Below are 22,848 nucleotides of genomic sequence, written 5' to 3' on the forward strand. Positions count from 1 at the left end.
CAAGAGGAGTCTGCGTGTTCTGGTCCCGCTTACGAAGTGTGTTTGGTGGTGCGTCCCGGCAAGATGGCAATGGGCCTGGCGCGCTGGAGTGGCAGCAGGCCCTGGCTGCAGTGCCCATTTTGCAGGGCTTTTCCCGGGAGGAGGAGCAGACCCTGATCGAGTTGGCACAGCAGCTGCTGGCCCGCAAGACCCTGACCCAGCTCGGGGTGTCGCTCACTCCCCGTCAGCAGGCGGTGCTGGCCCTGCAGGCGGCGCTGCCCATTTTGCATCTGGGGCTCGACTGGTATCGGGGCTTTCACGAGATCATCCTGATCCCCGAGCCGGTGGTGCGCCGCCAGCAGGTGCAGGACGAGTTCGGGCTGGTGAGCGAGGTTGAAGAGGAGAACGCCGGCGAATCCTGGCCGCAGGGGCCGCTGGTGCTGGCCTGGAGCGAGCTGCAGCAGGACGGGGACTGGGACGGCTTCAATCTGGTGATCCACGAGCTGACCCACAAGCTCGACATGCTGGGGGGGGAGGCCGACGGGGCGCCGCCACTGCCGGCGGGCATGGATCCGCGCCCATGGAGCGGTGCGCTGCAGGCGGCATTCGATGCCATGCAGGCACAGCTGGATCGTCACGAGCCTACCGCCATCGATCCTTATGCAGCCTCGCACCCGGCTGAATTTTTTGCGGTGTGCAGCGAGTGCTTTTTTACCGATCCGCTGCGGCTGCGCGACACCTATCCGGCGGTGTACCAGCAGTTCACCCGCTTCTTCGGCCAGCAACCGGCCGCGCGTTTTCCGGCCACCCGGCTGCTGGCGGGGGAGCCCGAGCATCACGGCTAGCCGGGCGATCCTGGCAAATCGCGCCCAACAAAAAGGCACCCCGCGGGGTGCCTTTTTCGTGACAGCTGTGTCGGCCGGGTGCTTAGGCAGCGGCTTTGAGCTGAACGGCGGCGGCTTTCTTGTGATCGCCGATGGGCATCACGGTGCGGCCGAACTGCTCGTTGATCACGGTAGCCATGGCCAGATAGATGGCGCTGGCGCCGCAGATGATGCCTTCGAAACCGGCGATGGTGCCGATCAGGGTGCTGCCGGTGAAGTCACGGGCGGCCAGCAGGAAGAACAGCACGGTCAGGGAGGCGAACACGAACTGCTTCACGCGCGGGTAGTTGACGGTCCCGATCAGCATGAACAGGGTGAACATGCCCCACATCAGCAGGTACCAGCCCATGTAGGCGTGCGGGGTGGCTTCGGCCAGACCCATGGTCGGCATCACCAGCAGGAACACCAGGCTCCACCAGAAGGTGCCGTAGGAGATGAAGGCAGTCACACCGAAGGTGTTGCCGCGCTTGTACTCCATGATACCGGCGATGATCTGGGCCAGACCACCATAGCACAGGCCCATGGCCAGGATCATGGCGCTGATGGGGAAGAAACCTGCGTTATGGATGTTCAGCAGAATGGTGGTCATACCGAAACCCATCAGACCCAGAGGGGCAGGGTTGGCCAATTTTTCGCTCACGTGGCGTTCTCCAAAAATAGAGGTGGGGGTTGATAAAAGACGCGCGATTTTAGGCAGGCTCTGGGCGCTGGGCAAGGGGGGGAATGACCGAAACGGTAAAAAAATAACGGGAATTTTTACCTGACTGACCATTCGTGCGATCCAGGTAGATGACAGGTGAATGAATGGTGCGGGCAAGGTTGAAAAATTGTATTGAGTAGCACGATTCTGAAAGTTTCATACAAATCTGGCCGATGGGCTGAGCAGTGCCGTCGACAGTATTTCCATCGCCAAGCCAGAACACATTTGAGGCTAAAAAACACTCTCATATGCCATCAGACAAGAAGTGTTCATTGCTTGATTAAGGCAAACGGCCAAGCTGTCTGCTCGCAGCACTGGCAAGGTTAGGCAGAGGTCTTTGCGCCGGACTTGTTCGCTCAGGGAGTTGAGGTGTGAAACGACCAAAGGCAAAAGGGGATGAGTGAGAGAATTCTGGGCCGATAAGTGGCTGTGTCATCACGCAGGCGTGGCCGTGCGGTGGCTGAATGGCCGAAGAGCCAGTGGCCGGTCGAAGAAGGGGGAAAAGCAACGTTGCGGCGAGACTATGCATGTAGCGGCAGGCGCGAGAAGAAGGCGAGCGTGCCACGTGCAGGATGAGGAGATGGCATCCCCCTCATCCTGCAGATGTCAGCGACTCAATCGTCCAGGGTCAGCACCACCTTGGCCTCCTTGTCGGCCTCCTTGACCTGGCTGTCCAGCACGAACAGCCGCTCCGGTGCGATCCCCTGACGGTCCACCAGAAACTCCTTGGTGTTCTGGGCGCGGCGCATGGCCAGATTGCGCAGGGACTTGGCGGTGATGAGCTGCTGATCCCGCAGCAGGAGAACCGCTTGGGCGCGCAGGGCCGGGCTCTCTTCATCGAGTTTCAGCCGATCGGCCAGATCCCCGAGATCTTCGTTGAAACGGGCCTCATAAGCTTGTGCCAGCGCCGATTGCATGGTGGGGTCCTGCTCCAGCAGCTCGAGGTCCACCGGGCCGCCGGTGATCTTGGCCAGCGCTCGCTCCAGCTTCTGGCGTTGCAGGATGGGGCGCTCCTCGTTGAAGTTGACCTTGCCGCGAATGTTCATGCTGAGCTTGGGCCTGTCCTTGAGGGCCTGCGCCAGTTTGGCCAGCTTCTCCTGCTGGGTGGGGGTGAGATCCGGCTCACCGGGCAGGAAGGGCAGCTCATCGAGATCCTCGCTGCCGCCCGCCAGGGAGGCGAGCAGCGAGAAGGGGGAGGTGACCGCCTTGCGCAGGGTGTTGCCGAGCACGTCCCAGAAGATGTTGCCGAGGCTGAAGTCCGGCTGATCCAGGTTGCCCTTCACCTTCAGGTTCATCTGGATGACGCCGTTGGCATCGCTCAGCAGGGCGACCGCCAGTCCCAGCGGCAGATCCTTGGCCTGCTCGCTTTTGACCTTTTCCCCCAGCTGCAGCTTCTTGATGGTGATGTCGTTGTCCCCCTCCAGCCGGTTGCCCTGCAACTGGTAGTTGAGCTTCATGGAGAGCTGGCCCTTGTCGATGGCATAGCCGGCGTAGGTGCTGGAGTAGGGGGTGAAGGTGGTGAGCTCCAGATTGTTGAAGGTGACGGCTACGTCCAGCACTGGCTGCTCGATCAGCAGGTTGGTGCCGCCGCGGATGGTCACCGGGGCGTAGCGGTCCACCTTGCCGTTGAAGGCCAGCTCGGAGCGCTGGCCGGGGATGTTGCTGATGTGGCGGCTCTGGCCGCTGAGGGAGGCGATGTCCACCACGAATTCCGGGCTCAGGCTGCGATCGGCAAAGCGCAGGTTGCCCTGCTCGGTGCGGACCTGGGCAATGCTGACGCGAGGGGCCGGCCCGCTGCTGGCGGGCTTGGCCGTGGCGGGTTGCGGCAGCAGCAGTTGCTGCACGTTGGTGACCCTGTCTTCGTTGATCTCGATGCGGGCGAAGGGTTTGCGCAGCAGGATGTCGTCGATCTTCACCTGCTGGCTGATACCGTCGTAGTGCAGACCGCTCAGCTGCAGCTGCTCAATTTGCAGCAGGCGCTGGTTGTCGGCCCGATCCAGCACGTTGAGCCGTTCGATATCGAGCCCGCCGCTCAATTCCAGCTTGCTCAATCCCCCCTTGGCATCGGTGGCCAGCGCCAGCTTGGTGCGACTGGCAAGCTGGCCGTCGCGCACGCTGATGCGCAGCAGATCCTGCAGATAGGGCTGGGCCCAGCTGAGCGGCAGGCCCTGTTGCTTGATCTCGCCGTTGAGGCTGAAGGGGGTGAGGGCGAGGTCGCCGTCAAAGTCCAGTTTCGCCTGGTTGTTGAGCGCCCCGCTCAAGGTGAGCGGGCTGCTCTGTCCGCTCTGGCTGCCCAGCGGACCCAGCGCCAGCGTCAGGGCGGAGAGCTCGCGCAGCAGTGGTTTGCCGCTGCTCGATTCGGTCAGCTTGAGCTGGCCCTGCTCGATGCGGGTCTGCTTGAGGTTCCAGTGCCAGGGTTGGCCCGGCGCCGCCGGTTTGGCGGCTTTACTGGTGTTGACCGGCGGCTGGGGGATCAGCAGGGTGGCCAGATCCAGCCGCTGGTTGGCATCGAGCACCGCGCTGACGGCCGGCGCCTTGAGCGCCAGCCGGTCGATCAGCAGCGCCTGCTTGTTGCCGTCGAGCGCGATGCCGGTCAGCGCCAGCTGCTTGAAGCGGGCAAATTCGCCGCCCTTGCGGCGCTGGAGCTGCCAGTCATTGAGGGTCAACTTACCCTTGGACAGTTGCCAGCTCAGCCCCTGCTTGCCCTCGGCTATCTGGTAGGAAAGCTCGGCGTTGGCCTCGCCCTTGGCCAGCTTGACGTCAAGATAAGGGGTCCAGAGCGGGGCGAAGGGGGCAAGCACCAGCTTGCCGAGGCTGATCTTACCCTTGCCGGCGCCGCTCATGATGTCGAACTCGCCGCTCGCCTTGAGCGGGCTCTGCTGATTGATTGTGGTGGCGAGCGTGAAGGGGTTGGCGCGGCCAGGGGCGGTGGAGAAGGTCGGCAGTTGCAGGTCGAGTCCGCTCAGGGTCAGGGTGGGCACCCAGCCGGGGCTGCTCTGCTTGCGGCTGTCTTGATAGGCGATGTGACCCTGCTCTGCCGCCAGTTGGTTGATCTGCACCAGCAAGGGGGCACCGCTGTCGGTGGTCGCGGCGTCACTTGGCGCGAGCAGGCTGGCCAGCGCTTCGGTCAGATTGAAGCGAACGGTTTTGCCTTGATCCGCCAGCCGCACCAGGTTGACGGTTGGCTTGACGAGGCGCGCCTCGTCGAGGATCAGGGCGCGCTGGCGCCAGCTTTCCCCAATCAAGGGGGTGAGCTGCAGGCGCTCGAAGGCGACGAGGGGCTGCTGCTGGTCATCGAACAGAGTGGTGGGGCCAATGGCGAGGGAGGGGTGGCGCAGGCCGACGTCGATCTCCCCCAGGTTCAGGTGCAGGCCGTAGTGTTTGGCCAGCCAGCTTGGCAGGTGGCGCTGGGTCAGCGTGGGGGCTTGCCATAACAGAATAAGCAGGGAGATCAGCAGGGCGGCGCAGAGGTAGAGGGCGTAGCGCAGCAGACGGGCACGCAGAGGCTTGGGCATGAGGGTCTCCAATTGATGCGCATAGGGTAACAAACTTTCAGGTCATGATCATGGTGCCACTTGATGCTGTACGCCGTACTTTGTCCAAAGACTTGCCAATTTCCCGCTCTCTTTCAGCTGCGCTAGCCACTGCTCCAGCTGCTGTACCGAGATCCCGGCGTCCGGACTGAGCAGGGCTCGCAGCTCATACTGCTGATCCCACCGGTTGGATCGCAGCAGCTGGTCGGCCTGCTCGGGGTACTCCTTGTCGAACTGGTTGAGGTAGGAGAGGTTGAGGATGGCCACCTCGCCGCGCCCCTTGAACAGCCCGCAGGGCGCTGATGTTGTCCTTGACCAGGGTGATATTGAAGCGCTGCTTCAGGGTGCTCGCAGTGGCGTCGAAATCGGCGATGCCGTAGTGATAGCCGCTGACCCCGATCAGCTGGCGTTGCGCCAGGTTGTCAAAGAAGGATTGATCCCGCCCTGGCGCCTTGAGGGCGACATAGCGCTCGCCGCCCAGCAGCAGCGGACGGGTGATGCGCACCTGATCGGCATTCCAGTCCCAGCGGATATCTTCGAACAGCATCAGCGAGAAGCGGCCGAGGGCCAGCGCCTTGTAGCGGTGGGGGGCAGAGGTAGGCACGAACACGAAGTGCACATCTTGCTGGATGTCGTTGAGCAGGGCGATAAGATCCAGGGTCAGCCCGCGATAGTGGCTGCCGTCGTCCTTGACGACGAAGGGGGCATAGGGGTAGCCACCGACCCGGATCAGCGGGTGGCTCCATGCCGTACAGCAGAGCAGCAGCAACAACCAGCACCAGCGTTTCATGGGGTCTCCCAGCAGGCAGAGATGATCCCAGATTCGGTTAATCTGCGCTGGTTTTCAAGCTGTTAAGGGAATTAACGCAGCGCTGCTCAGCCGCCTCCAGCTCGGCCATCACCATCTGGATATCCTCCAGCTGCTGGCGCAGGGAGTGACGCTTGGCCTCGATGAGCTGGATCATGGAGTTGAGCTGGGTCTTGCTGGAGCGGTCGGTGTCATACATGTCGAACAACTCGCGGATCTCCGCCAGGCTGAAGCCGAGCCGTTTGCCGCGCAGGGTCAATTTCAGCCGGATCTTGTCCTTGTGGCTGTAGATGCGGGTCTGCCCCTCCCGGGTCGGGGTGATGAGCCCCTCGTCCTCGTAGTAGCGGATGGTGCGCGGCGTGACATCGAACTCGTGGGCCAGCTCGGAGATGCTGTAGGTCACCTCCTTGCCGGCGAGCCCGTGGGCGAGGGTATTGGACATGGCAGGGCTCCTTATTGCGGGGATGGCTGGCACAGCCGGGTGCGCAGCCGCTCGGCATTGGCGTGCAGGGCCCGGCCGACCCGCGAGCCGTTGGGGCGGCCGAGCTGCTCGCTGACCCACTGGCCGGTGGCAGCCAGCTGGTCGAGATCGACGCCGGTGCTCATGCCAAGGCCGTGCAGCAGGTAGACCACCTCCTCCGAGGCGACGTTGCCGGAGGCGCCGGGGGCATAGGGGCAGCCGCCGAGCCCGGCCACCGAGCTGTCTATGGTGCGGATGCCGCGCTCCAGCGCTGGCAGCAGGTTGGCCAGCCCCTGGCCATAGGTGTCGTGAAAATGGACCGCGAGCCGGCCGGCCGGGATCTCGTGTAGCACCGCATCCAGCATGGGGGCGACCGTGCCCGGGGTGCCGACGCCGATGGTGTCGCCGAGGGATATCTCGTGGCAGCCCAGATCCAGCAGTCGCTCGGCCATGGCGGCAACCCGCTTGGGCCGGGTGGGGCCATCGAACGGGCAGGCAATGACGGTGGAGAGGTAGCCGCGCACCTTGATGCCGAGGCTGCGCGCCTCCTGCACCAGCGGGGCGAAGCGCACCAGCGACTCCTCCACGCTGATGCCGATGTTGGCCCGGGTAAAGCCGTCGGAGCAGGCGGTGAAGAGGCCTATCTCGTCGGCGCGGGCGGCAATGGCGGCCTGCAGACCCTGCAAATTGGGCACCAGGGCGCCATAGCGGGTCGGCCCCCTGCGCGGCAGGGCGTTGAACAGTGCGGCGGAATCCGCCATCTGCGGCACCTTTTTGGGCGACACGAAGGCGCCCACCTCGATGCGCTGCAGCCCGCTCTCGGCTAGGCGGGCGATGAGCTCCAGCCGCTGCACCTGCGAGAGGGTGGCGGCCTCATTTTGCAGGCCGTCCCGCGGCCCCATCTCCACCAGGCTGACCTTGTCGTCCCGGCTCTCCTGTGCTCGGCTCATGAGCGCTCCTCCTGCGCGGTATGCTGCTCGGCAAAGCGCACCAGCAGTGCGCCTTGACTCACCTGTTCGCCCTGGCGGCACTGCAGCGCTTCGATCACTCCATCCCGGTCGGCCTTGAGGACGTGCTCCATCTTCATCGCCTCCAGCACCAGCAGGGGCTGCCCCTTGCTGACCGGCTGGCCGGCCTCGACCTGCAATGCCACGACGATGCCGTGCATGGGGGCCAGGATGCCGGGGGCGTCGCCTGCCTGGTGATCATGGTGCAGCTGATGATGCTGATCATCGGCCGAGAAGCGGATGCGCCTGCCCGCCAGGTGCAGCAGATAGTCGCCCTCGCCGAGGGGGTGCAGCGGGTAGCGCTGCCAGCTGCCGGCCTGCTGCAGGCGGATCTGATCCGTCCCGAGCTCGAACGGGATCTGCTCGCCCTGCCAGAGCAGGCTGCCTGCCCGTTCGACGAGGGTCAGCACGCGGGCCTCCTCGCCGATGCGCACCGCTGCGCTAAAGCTGCGGGTGGGGCCCAGCCGAAAGCCTGCGGCCTGCTGCCAGGGGGAGGCGCCGTGCTCGCGACTGGCGAGCCAGAGGGCGGCGAGCGGCCAGGCGAGCGCCGGAACGGGCAGAGTGTCGGTGGGAATGGGCCACTGGGTGTGGTGGCCCATGGCCAATACTTCTGGCTCTTCGCACAGGCGCAGCAACAGCGGGCCGTTGTGCACCAAGGGGCCGAGTTCCAGCGCCGCCAGCGCGTCGGCCAGGCTGGCAAAGGCCTCGCTGCGGCTCGGTGCGTGGGCGATCAGCTTGGCGATCATGGGGTCGTAATAGGGGCTCACCGCATCGCCGGCGCCGACGCCGGTGTCGATGCGCACGCCAGCCGGCCAGTGGAGCCATTGGATGGGGCCGATGGCGGGCAGAAAACCGGCCGCCACGTCCTCGGCGTAGAGGCGCGCCTCCACCGCGTGGCCGCGCAGCACCACTTCCTCCTGGGTGAGCGGCAGCGGCTTGCCTTCGGCCACCGCCAGCTGCCAGGCCACCAGATCCTGGCCGGTGACGGCCTCGGTGACCGGGTGCTCCACCTGCAGCCGGGTGTTCATCTCCATGAAGAAGAACTCCTCCCCGCAGAGCAGAAACTCGATGGTGCCGACTCCCCGATATGTGATGGCCCGGGCCGCGGCGACGGCTGCTTCGCCCATGGTACGGCGCAGCGCCGGTGCAATGTCGGGGGCGGGGGCCTCCTCGATCACCTTCTGATGGCGGCGCTGCAACGAGCAGTCCCGGTCCCCCAGATAGATGGCGTTGCCAAGGGTATCGGCAAACACCTGCACCTCCACGTGGCGGGCGCGGGCGAGATAGCGCTCCAGCAGCACGTGGTCGTCACCGAAGGCGGCGCTGGCCTCCCGCTTGACCGCCGCCAGGGCGTCGTCAAAGCCGGCCAGCTGATCGACCCGGCGCATTCCCTTGCCACCGCCGCCACTGGCCGCCTTGATAAGGAGCGGAAAGCCCACCAGGCTCGCCTGATCGCGCAAAAAGTCGGGGTGCTGATCTGCGCCGTGATAACCGGGCAGCACCGGCACGCCGGCTGCCTGCATCAGCGCCTTGGCGCCCGACTTGTCACCCATGGCAAGGATGGCGGCGCCGCTTGGCCCGATGAAGCGCACACCACGCTGCTCGCAGGCGGTGGCAAAGTCGCTGTTCTCTGAGAGAAAACCGTAGCCCGGGTGGATGGCGTCGGCGTTCGCCTGCTGGGCGATGCGCAGCACCTTGCCGGTGTCCAGATAGCTTTCTCTGGCCGGTGCGGGCCCCAGATGCCAGGCTTCGTCGGCTTCCCGCACATGCATGGCGCGGGCGTCGGCGTCCGAGTAGAGGGCGATGGTGTGAATGCCGAGGCGCCTCGCGGTCTTGATGATGCGCACGGCGATTTCGCCGCGGTTGGCGATCAGCAGGCGCTTAATTGGAGTGTGGTTGGTCATGCTGGCTCCCTGTCGTTCAAGGCGCACAAGTGCGGAGCGTGTTGATCCACACTCCCGTTATCTTGACCACAGTTGGCGATCAGCAGGGGCTTGATGGGGTGGTATTGAGTCATGCTTCGTCCTTGAAACGGGGGCGCCAGGCGGGGGGGCGTTTATCGAAGAAGGCTTGCATCCCCTCCTGGGCTTCGAGACCGACCCGTACCCGGGCGATGGTCTCGACGGTTTTCTCTTCGTGCAGGCTGGCGCCGTGGCTCTCGAGGGCGGCCAGCAGCCGCTTGGTCTCTTTCATCGCTTCCGGCCCGTTGCGGCACAGGCGCAGGGCCTGCGCGCGCCCTTCGGCCAGCAGCTGATCCGGCGGGCAGCGCCGGTGCGCCACGTTGAGCCGGCAGGCGGTCACCGCATCGAACGGTTCGGCGCAGAGCATCAGGGCGCGGGCCTGGCGCATCCCCATGGCGCGCACCACGTAGGGGCTGATCACCGCGGGCACCAGCCCGAGGCTCACCTCGGAGAGGCAGAAGCGGGCGTCATCGGCGGCCAGCACCAGATCGCAGGCGCAGATGAGGCCGAGCGCTCCGCCGTAGGCGGCGCCCTGTACCAGCGCCACCGTGGGGAAGGGGAGCTCGTCCAGGGTTTGCATCAGCCGGGCCAGCACCCGGGCGTCTTCCCGGTTGTGCTCGAAATCGGCGTGAGCCAGGTTGCGCATCCAGTTGAGGTCGGCGCCGGCGCAAAAATGCTTGCCTTCGGCCCGCAGCAGCAATGCGTGGGGGCGATTGGCGAGGGCCTGGCCGTGGGTGTGGGCCAGCTCGTCGAGGCAGTCGAGCAGCCCCAGCATGAGGTCGGCGTCAAAGGCGTTGTGGCGGGCCGGGCGGTCGAGCACCAGCTCGGCCAGCGGGCCGTGTCGCTCCAGCCGAAAACCGGGCTGGAGAGCGTGACTGAGTGGATCGGACATGTGAACTCCTTACATCCGGAAGATGCCGTACTGTTCCGGGCCGGTCTCGGCCCCCTGACAGGCCGCCAGCGCCAGCGCCAGCACGGTGCGACTCTGGGCCGGGTCGATGACGCCATCATCCCACAGGCGAGCGCTGGCGTAGTAGGGGTGACCCTGACGCTCATACTGCTCGATCACCGGGGCACGGATGGCGGTCGCCTCCTGCTCGCTCAAGGGTTTGCCCTCGGCCGCCAGCTTGTCCCGGCGCACCTGCACCAGCACCCCGGCTGCCTGCTCGCCGCCCATGACGGAGATGCGGCTGTTGGGCCAGCTGAACAGAAAATCGGGGTCGTAGGCGCGCCCGCACATGCCGTAGTTGCCGGCACCGAAGCTGCCGCCGACGATCAGGGTGATCTTGGGCACCCGGCTGCAAGCCACGGCAGTGACCAGTTTGGCGCCGTGCTTGGCGATCCCTTCGCGCTCAGCTTGGCTTCCCACCATAAAGCCGGTGATGTTTTGCAAAAAGATCAGCGGGATGGCGCGCCGGTTGCAAAGCTGGATGAAGTGGGCCCCCTTCTGGGCGCTGTCGCTGTGCAGCACGCCATTGTTGGCGAGGAGCCCCACCGGCATGCCGCAGATCCGGGCAAAACCGGTCACCAGTGTAGTGCCGAACAGCGCCTTGAATTCGTCAAAGTCCGAGCCATCTACCAGCCGGGCGATCAGCTCCCGTGCGTCATAGGGGCGCTTGAGGCTGGTGCCCACCAGACCGTAGAGATCCTCGATGGGGTAGCAGGGGGGCTCATAGCCGGGGCTGGTCTCTACCGGTTCGCTCCTCAGGTGGGTCACCAGGGTGCGGGCGATGGCCAGGGCGTGGCCATCGTCGCGGGCCATGTGATCTGCCACCCCTGAGTGGGCGCAGTGCACTTCGGCCCCGCCCAGCGCCTCGGCGCTGATCTCCTCGCCGGTGGCGGCCTTGACCAGCGGCGGCCCCGCCAGAAAGATGGTGGCCTGCTCCCTGACCATGATCGACTCATCCGCCATGGCGGGCACGTAGGCGCCACCGGCAGTGCAGAGCCCCATCACCACCGCCAGCTGGGGGATGTTCTGGGCCGACATGCGGGCCTGGTTGTAGAAGATGCGGCCAAAATGATCCCGGTCGGGGAACACCTCGTCCTGCATCGGCAGGAAGGCACCGCCGGAATCCACCAGATAGAGGCAGGGAAGGCGCAGCCGCTCGGCGATGGCCTGGGCGCGCAGGTGCTTTTTCACCGTGAGCGGGTAGTAGGTGCCGCCCTTCACGGTGGCGTCATTCACCACCAGCATGCACAGGCGCCCAGAGACCCGGCCGATGCCGGTGATGATGCCGGCGGCGGGCACCGGCTCGTCATAGACCTGCCAGCCGGCCAGCGCCGAGAGCTCGAGAAAGGGGGAGCCCGGGTCCAGCAGCTGGTTGATGCGCTCGCGGGGCAGCAGCTTGCCGCGAGCCTGATGGCGGGCGTTGTTGGCAGCGCCGCCGCCCAAGGCTATCTCCTCCAGGCGGGCATTGAGATCGTCGACCAGGGCCTGCATGGCGGCCCGATTGGCCGCATATTCCGGACTAGCGGTGTCGAGGCGGGAGTGGATTCTGCTCATGCATTATCCCCCATCAGCTCGCGGCCGATGAGCCAGCGGCGGATCTCCGAGGTGCCGGCGCCTATCTCGTAGAGCTTGGCATCCCGCAGCAGGCGACCGGTGGGGTATTCGTTGATGTAGCCGTTACCGCCGAGCAGCTGGATGGCATCGAGCGCCATTTGGGTGGCGTTCTCGGCGGCAAACAGGATGGCGGCGGCGCAATCCTTGCGGCTGGTGCGGCCCTGATCGCAGGCGCTCGCCACCGAGTAGACCAGCGCCCGGCTGCTGGCGAGGCGGGTATACATATCGGCAAGCTTGCCTTGCACCAGCTGGAACTCGCCGATGGCTTGGCCGAACTGCTTGCGCTCGCGCACATAGGGCAGCACCACGTCCATGCAGGCCTGCATGATGCCAAGGGGGCCCGCCGCCAGCACCACCCGCTCGTAATCCAGCCCGCTCATCAATACCTTGACGCCGCCGTGCAGGGGACCCAGCAGGTTCTCCTGCGGCACCCGGCAGTTATCGAATACCAGCTCGCAGGTACTGGAGCCGCGCATGCCGAGCTTGTCGAGTTTCTGGGCGGTGGAGAAACCGGGAGCCCCCGCCTCGACGATAAAGGCGGAAATCCCTTTGGGACCGGCAGCGGCATCGGTCTTGGCATAGATGACGAAGGTGTCTGCATCGGGCCCGTTGGTGATCCACATCTTGTTGCCGTTCAGCACGAAGTGATCCCCCTCACGCACGGCAGTCAGGCGCATGCTCACCACGTCGGAGCCGGCGCCCGGCTCGCTCATGGCGAGCGCCCCCACATGCTCCCCGCTCACCAGCGGGGGCAGGTAGCGCGCTTTTTGCTCCGCCGTGCCGTGGCGGTGGATCTGGTTGATGCAGAGGTTGGAGTGGGCGCCGTAGGAGAGACCGACCGAGGCGCTGGCGCGGCTCACCTGCTCCATCACCAGCACGTGGGCCAGATAGCCGAGGTTCACCCCGTCATACTCCTCCGCCACCGTGATGCCGTGCAGACCCTGCTCCCCCATACGGGGCCAGAGATCGCGGGGGAAGGCGTTGCTTTGATCAATCTCGCTGGCGCGCGGCGCGATCACTTTCTGGCAGAAGGCCTCGACCTGCTCGGTCAGGGCGCACAGGGTCTCGTCCATCACTGCATGCATCCTTGCTCTCCTCATATGAAGGGGGTGACAGCCTGGCGGCCGAGCTGAAACAGGGGGCCAAACTGGTCAGTCCATTTGTGATTTAAGTTTACGTTAGCGTAAACGTAAATTGATTGTTAGTCTAAGGTAAATTTGTTGCGCCATGACGGCAAGGGCGATTGCCCGGTCGTGATGGCCCCCGTCACAGGAGTGCCCATGGTCCGTTCGCAAGCGGCCCATGATGTGCCAGCAAGGAGAGAGTGCCCATGAACAACCATCAGACCCGGTTCGGCGACGTGCCGCTGCACATCGGCGGGGAGGCGTATCCTTCCGCGAGCGAGCAGTGGATCGAGGTGACCGATCCGGCGGATCAGAGCCTGCTGGCGCGGGTGCCGAAGGCCACCTCGGCGGAAATTGAGCTGGCGGTGCGCACCGCCCACGACGCCTATCTGCTGTGGCGGGAGGTGCCGGCCTCCGAGCGAGCCCGGGTGATGTTCAACTACCAGCATCTCTTGAAGACGCATCACGACGAGCTGGCGGCCCTGCTGGCCCAGGAGACCGGCAAGAATCTGGCGGATGCCAAAGGGGATGTGTGGCGCGGCATCGAGGTGGTGGAGCAGGCTTGCGCCATCGCCAGCCAAACCCTGGGGGAGACCATGGGCAACGTGGCACGGCGGGTCGACGGTCACTCCTGGGTGCAGCCGCTCGGGGTCTGCCTTGGCATCACTCCTTTCAACTTTCCGGCCATGATCCCGCTCTGGATGTTCCCGCTGGCGGTGGCCTGCGGCAACGGCTTCGTGCTCAAGCCCTCCGAGCAGGATCCGCTCACCCCCATGCGGCTGGCCGAGCTGTTTGCCGAGGCGGGGGCCCCCAAGGGCATTTTGTCGGTGGTGCACGGCGGCGCCGAGCAGGTGGATGCACTGCTGGCCCATCCCGACATCAAGGCGGTCAGTTTCGTCGGCTCGGCCCGGGTTGGCGGCCACGTCTATCGCAGCGCCACGTCGCAGCTCAAGCGGGCCCAGTGTTTTGTCGGTGCCAAGAACCACATGGTGATCATGCCGGATGCCAACAAGGCGCAGGTGCTGAGCAACCTGGTGGGAGCCGGGGTCGGCGCCGCCGGTCAGCGCTGCATGGCCATCAGTGTGGCGGTGTTCGTGGGCAGTGCCCGGGAGTGGATCCCCGAGCTCGCCGCCGAGTTCGCCAAGGTGAAGCCCGGCGTCTGGCACGATCCTGAAGCGGCTTATGGCCCCCTCATCAGCCCGGAGGCGAAAGTCAGGGTGGAGGGGCTCATCGAGGCGGGGATCGCTGAGGGCGCCGAGTGCCTGCTGGACGGTCGTTTTTGCGACGTGCCCGGCTACCCGGTGGGCAACTGGGTGGGGCCGACCCTGTTTCGCGGCGTGACCCCCGAGATGCGCATCTACCAGGAGGAGATCTTCGGGCCCGTGCTGGCCTGTCTCGAGGTGGCGAGCCTCGATGAGGCGCTCGCCCTCATCAACGACAACCCCTACGGCAACGGCACCTCCATCTTCACCGGCTGTGGCGCTGCTGCCCGCAAGTTTCGCCACGAGGTGGCGGTGGGCCAGGTGGGGATCAACGTGCCCATCCCGGTGCCGCTGCCGTTTTTCTCCTTCACCGGCTGGCGCGGCTCCTTCTACGGGGATCTGCACGCCTACGGCAAGCAGGCGGTGCGTTTTTACACTGAGACCAAGACGGTCACCGAACGCTGGTTCGACGAAGACATTCCCAGCGGCCCCAACATGACCATTCAGCTGCGCTGATGGCAGGTTGCCCGGGCGCACCCACTGACAGAAACGGATCGAACAAGTACAAGGAAGCGAACAAGATGGATTTTACGTTGACCCCGGATCAGCAGGCCTATATGGAGGCCGCCAGCGCCTTCGCCGAGGAGGCGCTCAAGCCTCACGCCGCGCGCTGGGACAAGGAGCATGAGTTCCCCATCCCTACCATCAAGCAGGCGGCGGCGCTTGGCTTTTGTGGCCTCTACACCCCGGAGCAGTACGGCGGCCTCGGCCTGCCGAGGCTCGATGCCAGCCTCATCTTCGAGCGCCTCGCCATGGGCTGCACCTCCACCACCGCCTATCTGACCATCCACAACATGGTGAGCTGGATGCTGGGCAGCTGGCTGCCTCCCGAGGTGGCCGAGGAGTGGGTGCCAAGGCTCGCCAGCGGCGAGCTGCTGGGCTCCTACTGCCTCACCGAGCCGGGCGCCGGATCCGATGCCGCGGCCCTCAAGACCCGCGCCGTGCGCGATGGCGAGGATTACGTCATCGACGGCAGCAAGGTGTTCATCTCGGGCGCTGGCAGCACCGACGTGCTGGTGGTGATGGCCCGCACCGGGGGCGTGGGGGCGAAGGGGATCTCCGCCTTCATGGTACCGGCCCAGACGCCCGGCGTGAGTTACGGCAAGGCGGAGGAGAAGATGGGCTGGAACAGCCAGCCGACCCGGGAGGTGAACTTCAGCGCCGTGTGCATTCCTGCCCGTTACCGGCTGGGGCAGGAGGGGGAAGGGTTCAAGTTCGCCATGCAGGCGCTCGATGGTGGACGCATCAATATCGCCACCTGCTCGGTCGGCACTGCCCAGCAGGCCCTCGACGATGCGCTGGCCCATGTGCAGCAGCGCCAGCAATTTGGCCACCCGATCAGCGAATTCCAGAGCGTGCAGTTCCGCCTGGCCGACATGGCCACCGAACTCGCCGCCGCCCGGCTGCTGGTGCGTCAGGCGGCCGCGAGACTCGATGCCGGGGCGCCGGACAAGAGCGCCTGGTGCGCCATGGCCAAGCGTTTTGCCACCGATGTGGGTCACCGCATCTGTGACGACGCCCTGCAACTCTTTGGCGGCTATGGTTATATCCGCGAGTACCCGCTCGAGCGCTACCTGCGCGATACCCGGGTCCACCGCATTCTGGAAGGGACGAATGAAGTGATGCGGCTCATCATCGCCCGCCGCCTGTTGGCCGAGCCCGGATTGGCGCTGGAGTAGCGGGAGGGCCGCCGTGCCCAGCCCGCCCTGACGACGCGGCTGGCGTGACGCGTCGTCAGGCTTTGTGAGCCAGCCGCAGGTCGGCTCCATTCAACCCTGTCATCATGGGGCAGGTTTTTTGACAAGGACAACGCAATGACAAGGATCAGGCTCGAATATCACGGTCACGTGGCCTACATCACCCTCGACCATCCTCCCGCCAACACCTGGACCCTCGCCAGCCTGCAGGCCTTCTTGCAGATGATGGTGGAGCTCGACAGCCGCCCCGACGTGGTGGCGCTGGTGATCCGCGGGGCCGGGGACAAATTCTTCTGTGCCGGCGCCGATCTCAACATGTTTGCCGACGGCAACCTGGAGCACGCCCGCGAAGTGGCCGAGGCCTTTGGCCGCGCCTTCGAGGCGCTGGCCCGCTTTCACGGGGTCAGCATCGCCGCCATCAATGGCTATGCCATGGGGGGCGGCCTCGAGGTGGCGCTGGCCTGCGACATCCGCATCGCCGAGCAGCAGGCCAAGCTGGGCCTGCCGGAGGCCTCGGTGGGCTTGCTGCCCTGCGCCGGCGGCACCCAGCGCCTGACCGAACTGGTGGGGCCGGGCTGGGCCAAGCGGATGATCCTCTGCGGCGAGAAGGTGAGCGCCACCCTGGCCTACGAGATGGGGCTGGTGGAGGAGGTGGTGAAGGAGGGCCACGCCTGGGAGGCGGCGCACCAGATGGCCCAGCTGGTGGAGCGTCAGAGCCCGAGCGCCCTGCGCGCCTGCAAGCAGCTCATCAACCAGGGGCGCAGCAGCCATCGGGACGCGGCACTGCCGCTCGAGCGCAGCCTGTTTCTCACCCTGTTTGACGATGCCAACCAGCGTGAAGGGGTGGCCGCCTTCCTCGAGAAGCGAGCCCCGCGCTGGCACTACGACCAATCCAAGCCGGTGAAGAGTGAGGGAGTGAAGGATGAATGAGGTAATGATGGCGGCCCGCCATGTCGCAGGGGCTGATACCCTGTCTGCGGGGGCTCGCCATGAGTGAGCCTGTGCGCATCGAGACCCACCCCACGGCGGATGGCCGCCACATCGGCATGCTGACCCTGGACAGCCCCGCCTCCCTCAACGCCCTGAGCCTTGAGATGATCCAGTTGTTGCAGGCGGCGCTGACCCGCTGGGAGCAGGATCCGGCCATCGTCTGCGTGCTGCTGCAGGGGGCAGGCGAGAAGGCGTTTTGCGCCGGTGGCGACATCCGCTCCTTCTACTACCGCAAACAGGAGGGGAGCGAGTCGGCACTGTTTGGATATGCCCGCGACTTCTTCCTGCAGGAGTACCGGCTCGATCATCACATCCATCGCTACAGCAAGCCACTCATCTGCGTGGCTGACGGCATCTGCATGGGCGGCGGCATCGGTCTCTTTGCCGGGGCCGGGTTCCGGGTGGTGACCGAAAAGAGCCTGTTTGCAATGCCGGAGGTGACCATCGGCCTCTATCCGGATGTGGGGGCCAGCTGGTTTTTGAGCCGCATGCCGGGGCGGCTCGGGCTCTGGCTCGGCCTCACCGGGGCCCGCTTCAACGGGGCGGATGCCATCGGCCTGGGTATGGCGGATCACGCCATGGCGAGCCGTGAACGGATGGAGCTGCCGGCGCGCCTCGCCGCCCTCGACTGGTCTGACTCTGCCGATACTGGCGAGCAGATCGAGGGGCTGCTCGCCGGCTTGCAGCGATCCCTTGGCCGGACGCTGCCGGCTCCCGTGCTCTTGCCCCACCAGGAACGCATCGATGCGCTGTTGGCCGGCCGCTCCCTGCAAGGGGTGTTGGCACGCCTCGCGGGGGCCGAGCTGGCCGAACCGGCGCTGGCCCAGGCGAGGGAGACTTGCCAGAGCGGCAGCCCCATCAGCCGTGCCATCCTCTGGCGCCAGTTCTGGCAGGCACGGCGCCAGTCGTTGGCCGAGGTGTTTGCCGACGAGCTGGCCCTCTCGGTCAACTGCGTGCTCAAAGGGGATTTCGTGGAAGGGGTGCGGGCCCTGCTCATCGACAAGGACAAATCACCCCGCTGGCAGGCCCCACAGGCGGGTGAGGCCTGGCTGGATGGCTTCTATCGTTGGCCCGAGGGGAACAACCCTCTGCGCCCCTGCTGACGGGCGATCACACAAGGAACAGACCATGACAAGGATTGGATTTATCGGGCTTGGCAACATGGGGGGCCCCATGGCCGCCAACTTGGCCAGGGCGGGGCACACGGTGCAGGTGTTTGATCTGGTGGCCGAAAGCCTGACCCGCGCCATCGAGGCCGGCTGCATCGCCGCCGGCGATGCCCGCGAGGCGGTGAGCGGCTGCGAGCTGGTGATCAGCATGCTGCCGGCGGGTGAGCATGTGCGCAGCCTCTGGCTGGGCGAGAGCGCCGGTGAACGGGGCGGGCAGGATCTGCTGGCAGCCCTGCCGCTCGGCGCCCTGGTCATCGACTGCTCCACCATCGACGTGGCCTCGGCCCGTCAGGTGGGGGCGGCGGCGAAGGCGCGCGGCATCCGTTTTCTCGATGCCCCCGTCTCGGGGGGCGTGGCCGGCGCGGCAGCGGGCACGCTCACCTTCATCGTCGGTGGCGAACAAGTGGATTTTGAGGCGGCCAAACCCGTGCTGGCCTGCATGGGGCAGAACCTGTTTCACGCCGGGGCGCTCGGCGCCGGCCAGATCGCCAAGATGTGCAACAACATGCTGCTCGCCATCCACATGGCGGGCACTGCCGAGGCGCTGGCGCTCGGGGTCAAGGAGGGGCTGGATCCGGGGGTGCTCTCCACCATCATGGGCAAGAGTTCGGGCAACAACTGGAGTCTCGAGCGCTACAACCCCTGGCCCGGGGTGATGGAAAACGTACCGGCGTCGCGCAACTATCAGGGGGGCTTCATGACCCGGTTGATGGTCAAAGACCTAGGGCTCGCCATGGCCCTGGCCGAGCATGCCCACAGCGCCGTGCCCATGGGGGCCCTGGCCCGCAACCTCTTCAACCTGCACGCCACCAAGGGGCAGGGGGCTCGGGATTTTTCCAGCATCGTCGAACTCTATCTGGACAAGACAGAGCCGGGTTAAGGGCCGCTATCTACCTTTTTACCCGATAGTCTTTGACTCGACAGTCACCGGCCATCTCACCAGGAGCATTTATGGATATCACACAGAAAGTCATCGCCATCACGGGGGCGGGCAGGGGGCTGGGCCGCGCCATCGCCCTGAGTCTGGCGGAGCAGGGGGCGCAACTTGCGCTCATCGACGTCAACCGCACCGATCTGGAGGTGACCGAGGCGGAAGTGCGCAGCCGTGACGGCCAGTGCGCCCTGTTCGTCTGCAACGTGGCGAGCGAGCCGGAGGTCGAGGCGACCTTCGCCGCCATCAAGGGGCAGTTTGGTGCCCTGCACGGCCTCATCAACTGTGCCGGCATTCTGCGCGACGGCATGCTGATCAAGGTGAAGGAGGGGGCGCTGACGGAGAAGATGAGCCTGGCCCAGTGGCAGAGCGTCATCGACGTCAACCTCACCGGCACCTTCCTGTGCGGGCGCGAGGGGGCGGCGCTGATGGCCACCGGCGGGGAGGGGGGCGTCATCATCAACATCTCCTCCATCGCCCGCGCCGGCAACATCGGCCAGAGCAACTATGCCGCCAGCAAGGCGGGGGTGGCCTCGCTGGTGGTCACCTGGGGGAAGGAGCTGGCTCGCCACGGCATCCGGGTGATGGGTATTGCTCCCGGGGTGTTTGCCACCGACATGACGGCGGCGATGAAGCCGGAGGCGATGGCCCGCATGCAGCAGGCCATCCCGGTGGGCACCCTCGGGCAGGCGGCGCAGCTGGCCCAGACGGTGCATTTTATTCTCGCCAATGACTATCTGTCGGGGCGGATGATCGAGCTGGACGGCGGCTTGCGCCTCTGAATATCGGCGCTCTTTTGCAGATGCCCCTGGCCCTCGGCGCAGGGGCATTTTTATTGAAACGTTTGTCAGCAACCGGGTTTGTCGACCTCGGCCGCAAGCTGCATTCTCATGCAGGTCTGATCCGTAAAAACGGGGCTCAGGTCATGGAAAAATGTGAAATATCAACGGGTCTTTCTTAATTTGAACCAGCTCACAGGCCCCCGGGGTCAGTGCTGTAAAATTGCGCGCGGTCAAGACGGTGCATGATTGACGGTACGAGGGATTGCGGTCGGAATAGTCATGCAATATAGTTGCCGCCTTTTTCACGGGGTACGGATTTCTAGCCCCTCCCATATTGCGCGCAGTATGAATACGGACGCTCTGCCGCCGCCTAATTAAACAGGATTGAGATGGACAAGAAACTGGGGCTTGGTGCCCTCATCTCGCTGGTGATCGGCTCCATGGTCGGTGCCGGAGTCTTCAGTCTGCCGCAAAACATTGCCGCTCATGCCAGTGCCGGGGCCGTCGCGCTGGGATGGGCCATCACCGGTATCGGCATGATCTGCCTCGCACTGGTGTATCAGAACCTCTCCATGCGTCGCCCGGATCTCGATGGCGGCATCTTCAGCTATGCCAAGGCCGGTTTCGGCGATTTCATCGGCTTCAACGCCGCCTGGGGCTACTGGCTCTGTCAGTTGCTGGCCAACGTCTCCTACGCCATCGTGGTGTTCAGTGCGCTGAGCTACTTCTTCGACACGCCTGACAAGGTCATCTTCGGTGACGGCAACACGCCGGTGGCAATCACGCTCGCCTCCCTGCTCATCTGGTCGGTGCACGCCCTGGTGCTGCGCGGCATTCAGGTGGCGGCGCTGGTGAACATCGTCACCACCATCGCCAAGATGGTGCCGCTCATCGTGTTCTGCGTGGCCATCCTGCTCGCCTTCAACATGGAGACCTTCACCCTGGATATCTGGGGTCAGGGCACCCCTGAACTGGGTTCGGTGATGGATCAGGTCAAGTCCACCATGAAGGTGACGCTCTGGGTCTTCATCGGCATCGAGGGGGCCGTGGTAGTCTCCGCCCGTGCCCGTCATCGCAAGGATGTAGGCCGTGCCACCGTGCTGGCGCTGCTGGGTGCCCTGGCGCTCTACGTGATGGTGACCCTGTTCTCGCTGGGGGTCATGAACCAGCCGCAACTGGCGGCCCTCAAGAATCCCTCCACCGCCATGATCCTGGAAGCCGTGGTCGGCCCCTGGGGCGCCTGGCTCATCAACATCGGCCTGGTGATCTCGGTGATGGGGGCCCTGCTGAGCTGGACCGTGCTGGCGGCGGAAGTGCCCTACATCGCGGGCAAGACCGGTGTCTTCCCCGGCTGGTTTGCCAAGGAGAACAAGAACGGCTCGCCGCAGGTGTCGCTCTGGTGCTCCACCTGCCTGGTGCAGACCTTCCTCATCATCATCTACTTCCAGAGCAGCACCTATCTGGCGCTGGTCAACATCGCCACCTCGGCGGCGCTGGTGCCCTACGTCTTCTCCGGTGCCTACGGGCTGAAGCTGGCGCTGAAAGGGGAGACCTACGCAGGCCAGCCCCATCAGCGCAAGCGCGACCTGCTCCTGGCGCTGGTGGCCACCGGCTACGGCTGCTGGCTGGTCTATGCCGCCGGGGTCGAGTACCTGCTGCTGGTGGCGCTGCTCTACAGCCCCGGCATCTTCATCTACTGGAAGGCGCGCCAGCACCACGGGCTGCGCGGCCTCAACCGGCTGGAGCAGGGGATGACGGCGGCCCTGCTCGGTTGCGCGGTGCTGGCCTTCTACAAGGTGATGGACGGTACCATTCCCTTGAGTTAACCGGCACAATAAAGAGATGGCCCAAGGGCCATCTCTTTTTTTATGTGCAGCGCACTCTTTGCTCGCTGCACCGCCTCGGAAGGAATTTTTATGCTGTTTATGGGTTATCTGCTGCTGGGGGCGTTCGCCGGCATGCTGGCGGGATTGTTCGGCATCGGCGGCGGTCTCATCATAGTGCCCGTGCTGGTGCTGAGCTTTCACGCCCAGGGCGTTGCGCCCGACATCATTACCCATCTGGCACTAGGTACCTCGCTGCCCACCATGATCTTCACCGGCTTCAGCTCGCTGCGTGCCCACCAGGAGGCCGGTGCGGTCGACTGGGTGATGATCCGCCGGCTCGGCGCCGGCATGCTGGTCGGGGCCTGGCTCGGCGGCATGACCGCCAACCTGCTCAGCGCCAGCACCCTCAACATCATCATCGGCTGCTTCGCCTGGACCATGGCGTTGCAGATGGGGCTCAACCTCAAGCCCAAGGCGGAGCGTCATCTGCCGGGGGCGCTCGGCACCGGCATCGCCGGCACCGTCATCGGCTGGATGTCGGCCTTGTTCGGCATCGGTGGCAGCTCGCTGACCGTGCCTTATCTGAGCTGGAACAGCGTGCCGATGCGCAACGCCGTGGCAGCCTCCGCCGCCTGCAGCATGCCCATCGCCCTGGCGGGCAGCCTCAGCTACCTCTACGCCGGCTGGAACAATCCAGACCTGCCAGAGTGGAGCCTGGGGTTCATCTACCTGCCGGCGCTGCTCGGCATCGTGCTCACCAGTACCCAGTTTGCCCGGGTGGGGGCCAAGCTGGCGCACCGGCTCTCTCCCCAGCGGCTCAAGCAGGCATTCGCCCTGCTGATGCTGCTGGTGGGCGCCAAATTCATGCTGTTTAGCTGAACCCTTGGCCAGATTGTTGAAAAATAAGGCGAACAGCATGAGCGAGGGCAGAAAGCCGTTGCATTGAGAGGCCAGTTTGCCTATTCTCCTCGCCGGTGGTCCTATTGGTCCTCTCGCATTGATAACCCGTCGACCTGGTCAGGACCGGAAGGTAGCAGCCAAGGCGGGGGACTCGAGTGCCGGGATGTGGCTGGTAGGGCCACCACTTGTTTATGCAATTCAATAAGTTACAGCTAGTCAGCCCCTTAAGACCGCTTGGTAATCCACTTCGTGTGGATGAATCAGGAGTCTGC

Annotated in this window: 17 protein-coding genes, 1 other RNA gene and 1 pseudogene; 10 read left to right on the top strand and 9 right to left on the bottom strand. The window is 65.1% G+C overall.

Translation table 11 applies throughout. The features are described 5' to 3' along the window. The first annotated feature begins 14 nt into the window (after positions 1-14). Complete coding sequence (locus C2U40_RS08810) at positions 15-824, top strand: zinc-dependent peptidase (protein ID WP_103828415.1); 810 nt, start codon at positions 15-17, stop codon at positions 822-824. 82 nt (positions 825-906) lie between these two features. On the opposite strand, the gene C2U40_RS08815 is transcribed toward C2U40_RS08810, so the two are convergent. The 9 genes and pseudogenes from C2U40_RS08815 to C2U40_RS08855 form a co-directional block, all read right to left on the bottom strand. Next, a complete protein-coding gene (locus C2U40_RS08815; RefSeq protein WP_011705937.1) occupies positions 907-1,503 on the bottom strand; it encodes an acetate uptake transporter in 597 nt (198 codons plus the stop codon). Between the two features lie 674 nt (positions 1,504-2,177). Further along, on the bottom strand, positions 2,178-5,078 hold the full coding sequence (locus tag C2U40_RS08820) for a DUF748 domain-containing protein (protein ID WP_103828414.1): 2,901 nt from the start codon (positions 5,076-5,078) through the stop codon (positions 2,178-2,180). A 48-nt stretch (positions 5,079-5,126) separates the two neighbouring features. Beyond that, positions 5,127-5,886, bottom strand: a pseudogene (locus C2U40_RS08825) (substrate-binding periplasmic protein). Between the two features lie 37 nt (positions 5,887-5,923). Further along, positions 5,924-6,346, bottom strand: coding sequence for a MerR family transcriptional regulator (locus tag C2U40_RS08830; RefSeq protein ID WP_103828413.1), 423 nt, complete (start codon positions 6,344-6,346; stop codon positions 5,924-5,926). A gap of 11 nt (positions 6,347-6,357) precedes the next feature. After that, entirely contained in the window at positions 6,358-7,314 is a 957-nt protein-coding gene (locus C2U40_RS08835; RefSeq protein WP_103828412.1) for a hydroxymethylglutaryl-CoA lyase, read from the bottom strand. Then, positions 7,311-9,275, bottom strand: a complete 1,965-nt coding sequence (locus C2U40_RS08840; RefSeq protein WP_103828411.1) for an acetyl/propionyl/methylcrotonyl-CoA carboxylase subunit alpha — start codon at positions 9,273-9,275, stop codon at positions 7,311-7,313. Before C2U40_RS08840 ends, C2U40_RS08835 begins: the two co-directional genes overlap by 4 nt. Positions 9,276-9,384: 109 nt before the next feature. Then, positions 9,385-10,224, bottom strand: a complete 840-nt coding sequence (locus tag C2U40_RS08845) for an enoyl-CoA hydratase-related protein (RefSeq protein ID WP_103828410.1) — start codon at positions 10,222-10,224, stop codon at positions 9,385-9,387. Positions 10,225-10,233: 9 nt separating this feature from the next. Beyond that, complete coding sequence (locus C2U40_RS08850; RefSeq protein ID WP_103828409.1) at positions 10,234-11,835, bottom strand: carboxyl transferase domain-containing protein; 1,602 nt, start codon at positions 11,833-11,835, stop codon at positions 10,234-10,236. Then, a complete protein-coding gene (locus C2U40_RS08855) occupies positions 11,832-12,980 on the bottom strand; it encodes an isovaleryl-CoA dehydrogenase (protein WP_103828408.1) in 1,149 nt (382 codons plus the stop codon). The genes C2U40_RS08850 and C2U40_RS08855 overlap by 4 nt, the downstream gene beginning before the upstream one ends. Positions 12,981-13,225: 245 nt before the next feature. Between C2U40_RS08855 and C2U40_RS08860 the strand changes: the two genes are divergently transcribed. The 9 genes from C2U40_RS08860 to ffs all read left to right on the top strand — a co-directional run bounded on the left by C2U40_RS08860 (position 13,226) and on the right by ffs (position 22,754). Further along, complete coding sequence (locus tag C2U40_RS08860; protein WP_029302904.1) at positions 13,226-14,737, top strand: CoA-acylating methylmalonate-semialdehyde dehydrogenase; 1,512 nt, start codon at positions 13,226-13,228, stop codon at positions 14,735-14,737. A gap of 65 nt (positions 14,738-14,802) precedes the next feature. Then, the gene (locus C2U40_RS08865) at positions 14,803-15,960 is read left to right on the top strand and encodes an acyl-CoA dehydrogenase family protein (protein WP_181014877.1); all 1,158 of its coding nucleotides are present in this window, start codon (positions 14,803-14,805) and stop codon (positions 15,958-15,960) included. Between the two features lie 135 nt (positions 15,961-16,095). After that, positions 16,096-16,908: an enoyl-CoA hydratase gene (locus C2U40_RS08870; RefSeq protein ID WP_011705948.1), complete on the top strand. Its 813-nt coding sequence runs from the start codon at positions 16,096-16,098 to the stop codon at positions 16,906-16,908. Between the two features lie 59 nt (positions 16,909-16,967). Further along, positions 16,968-18,071 carry an enoyl-CoA hydratase/isomerase family protein gene (locus tag C2U40_RS08875; protein ID WP_103828424.1) on the top strand — a complete coding sequence of 368 codons (1,104 nt, stop codon included), beginning with the start codon at positions 16,968-16,970 and terminating at the stop codon, positions 18,069-18,071. A gap of 25 nt (positions 18,072-18,096) precedes the next feature. Continuing rightward, positions 18,097-19,017: a 3-hydroxyisobutyrate dehydrogenase gene (gene mmsB / locus C2U40_RS08880; protein WP_103828406.1), complete on the top strand. Its 921-nt coding sequence runs from the start codon at positions 18,097-18,099 to the stop codon at positions 19,015-19,017. Positions 19,018-19,088: 71 nt separating this feature from the next. After that, positions 19,089-19,850, top strand: a complete 762-nt coding sequence (locus C2U40_RS08885) for an SDR family oxidoreductase (RefSeq protein ID WP_104467483.1) — start codon at positions 19,089-19,091, stop codon at positions 19,848-19,850. A 389-nt stretch (positions 19,851-20,239) separates the two neighbouring features. Beyond that, a complete protein-coding gene (arcD, locus tag C2U40_RS08890; protein ID WP_103827532.1) occupies positions 20,240-21,676 on the top strand; it encodes an arginine-ornithine antiporter in 1,437 nt (478 codons plus the stop codon). Between the two features lie 90 nt (positions 21,677-21,766). Further along, positions 21,767-22,555, top strand: a complete 789-nt coding sequence (locus C2U40_RS08895) for a sulfite exporter TauE/SafE family protein (protein ID WP_103827531.1) — start codon at positions 21,767-21,769, stop codon at positions 22,553-22,555. Between the two features lie 102 nt (positions 22,556-22,657). Then, positions 22,658-22,754: signal recognition particle sRNA small type (ffs, locus tag C2U40_RS08900), an RNA gene on the top strand. Positions 22,755-22,848: the final 94 nt, after the last annotated feature.

Origin of the sequence: Aeromonas sp. ASNIH4 (assembly GCF_002934425.1) — a bacterium.
In the GTDB taxonomy this organism is placed as follows: Bacteria; Pseudomonadota; Gammaproteobacteria; order Enterobacterales; family Aeromonadaceae; genus Aeromonas; species Aeromonas hydrophila.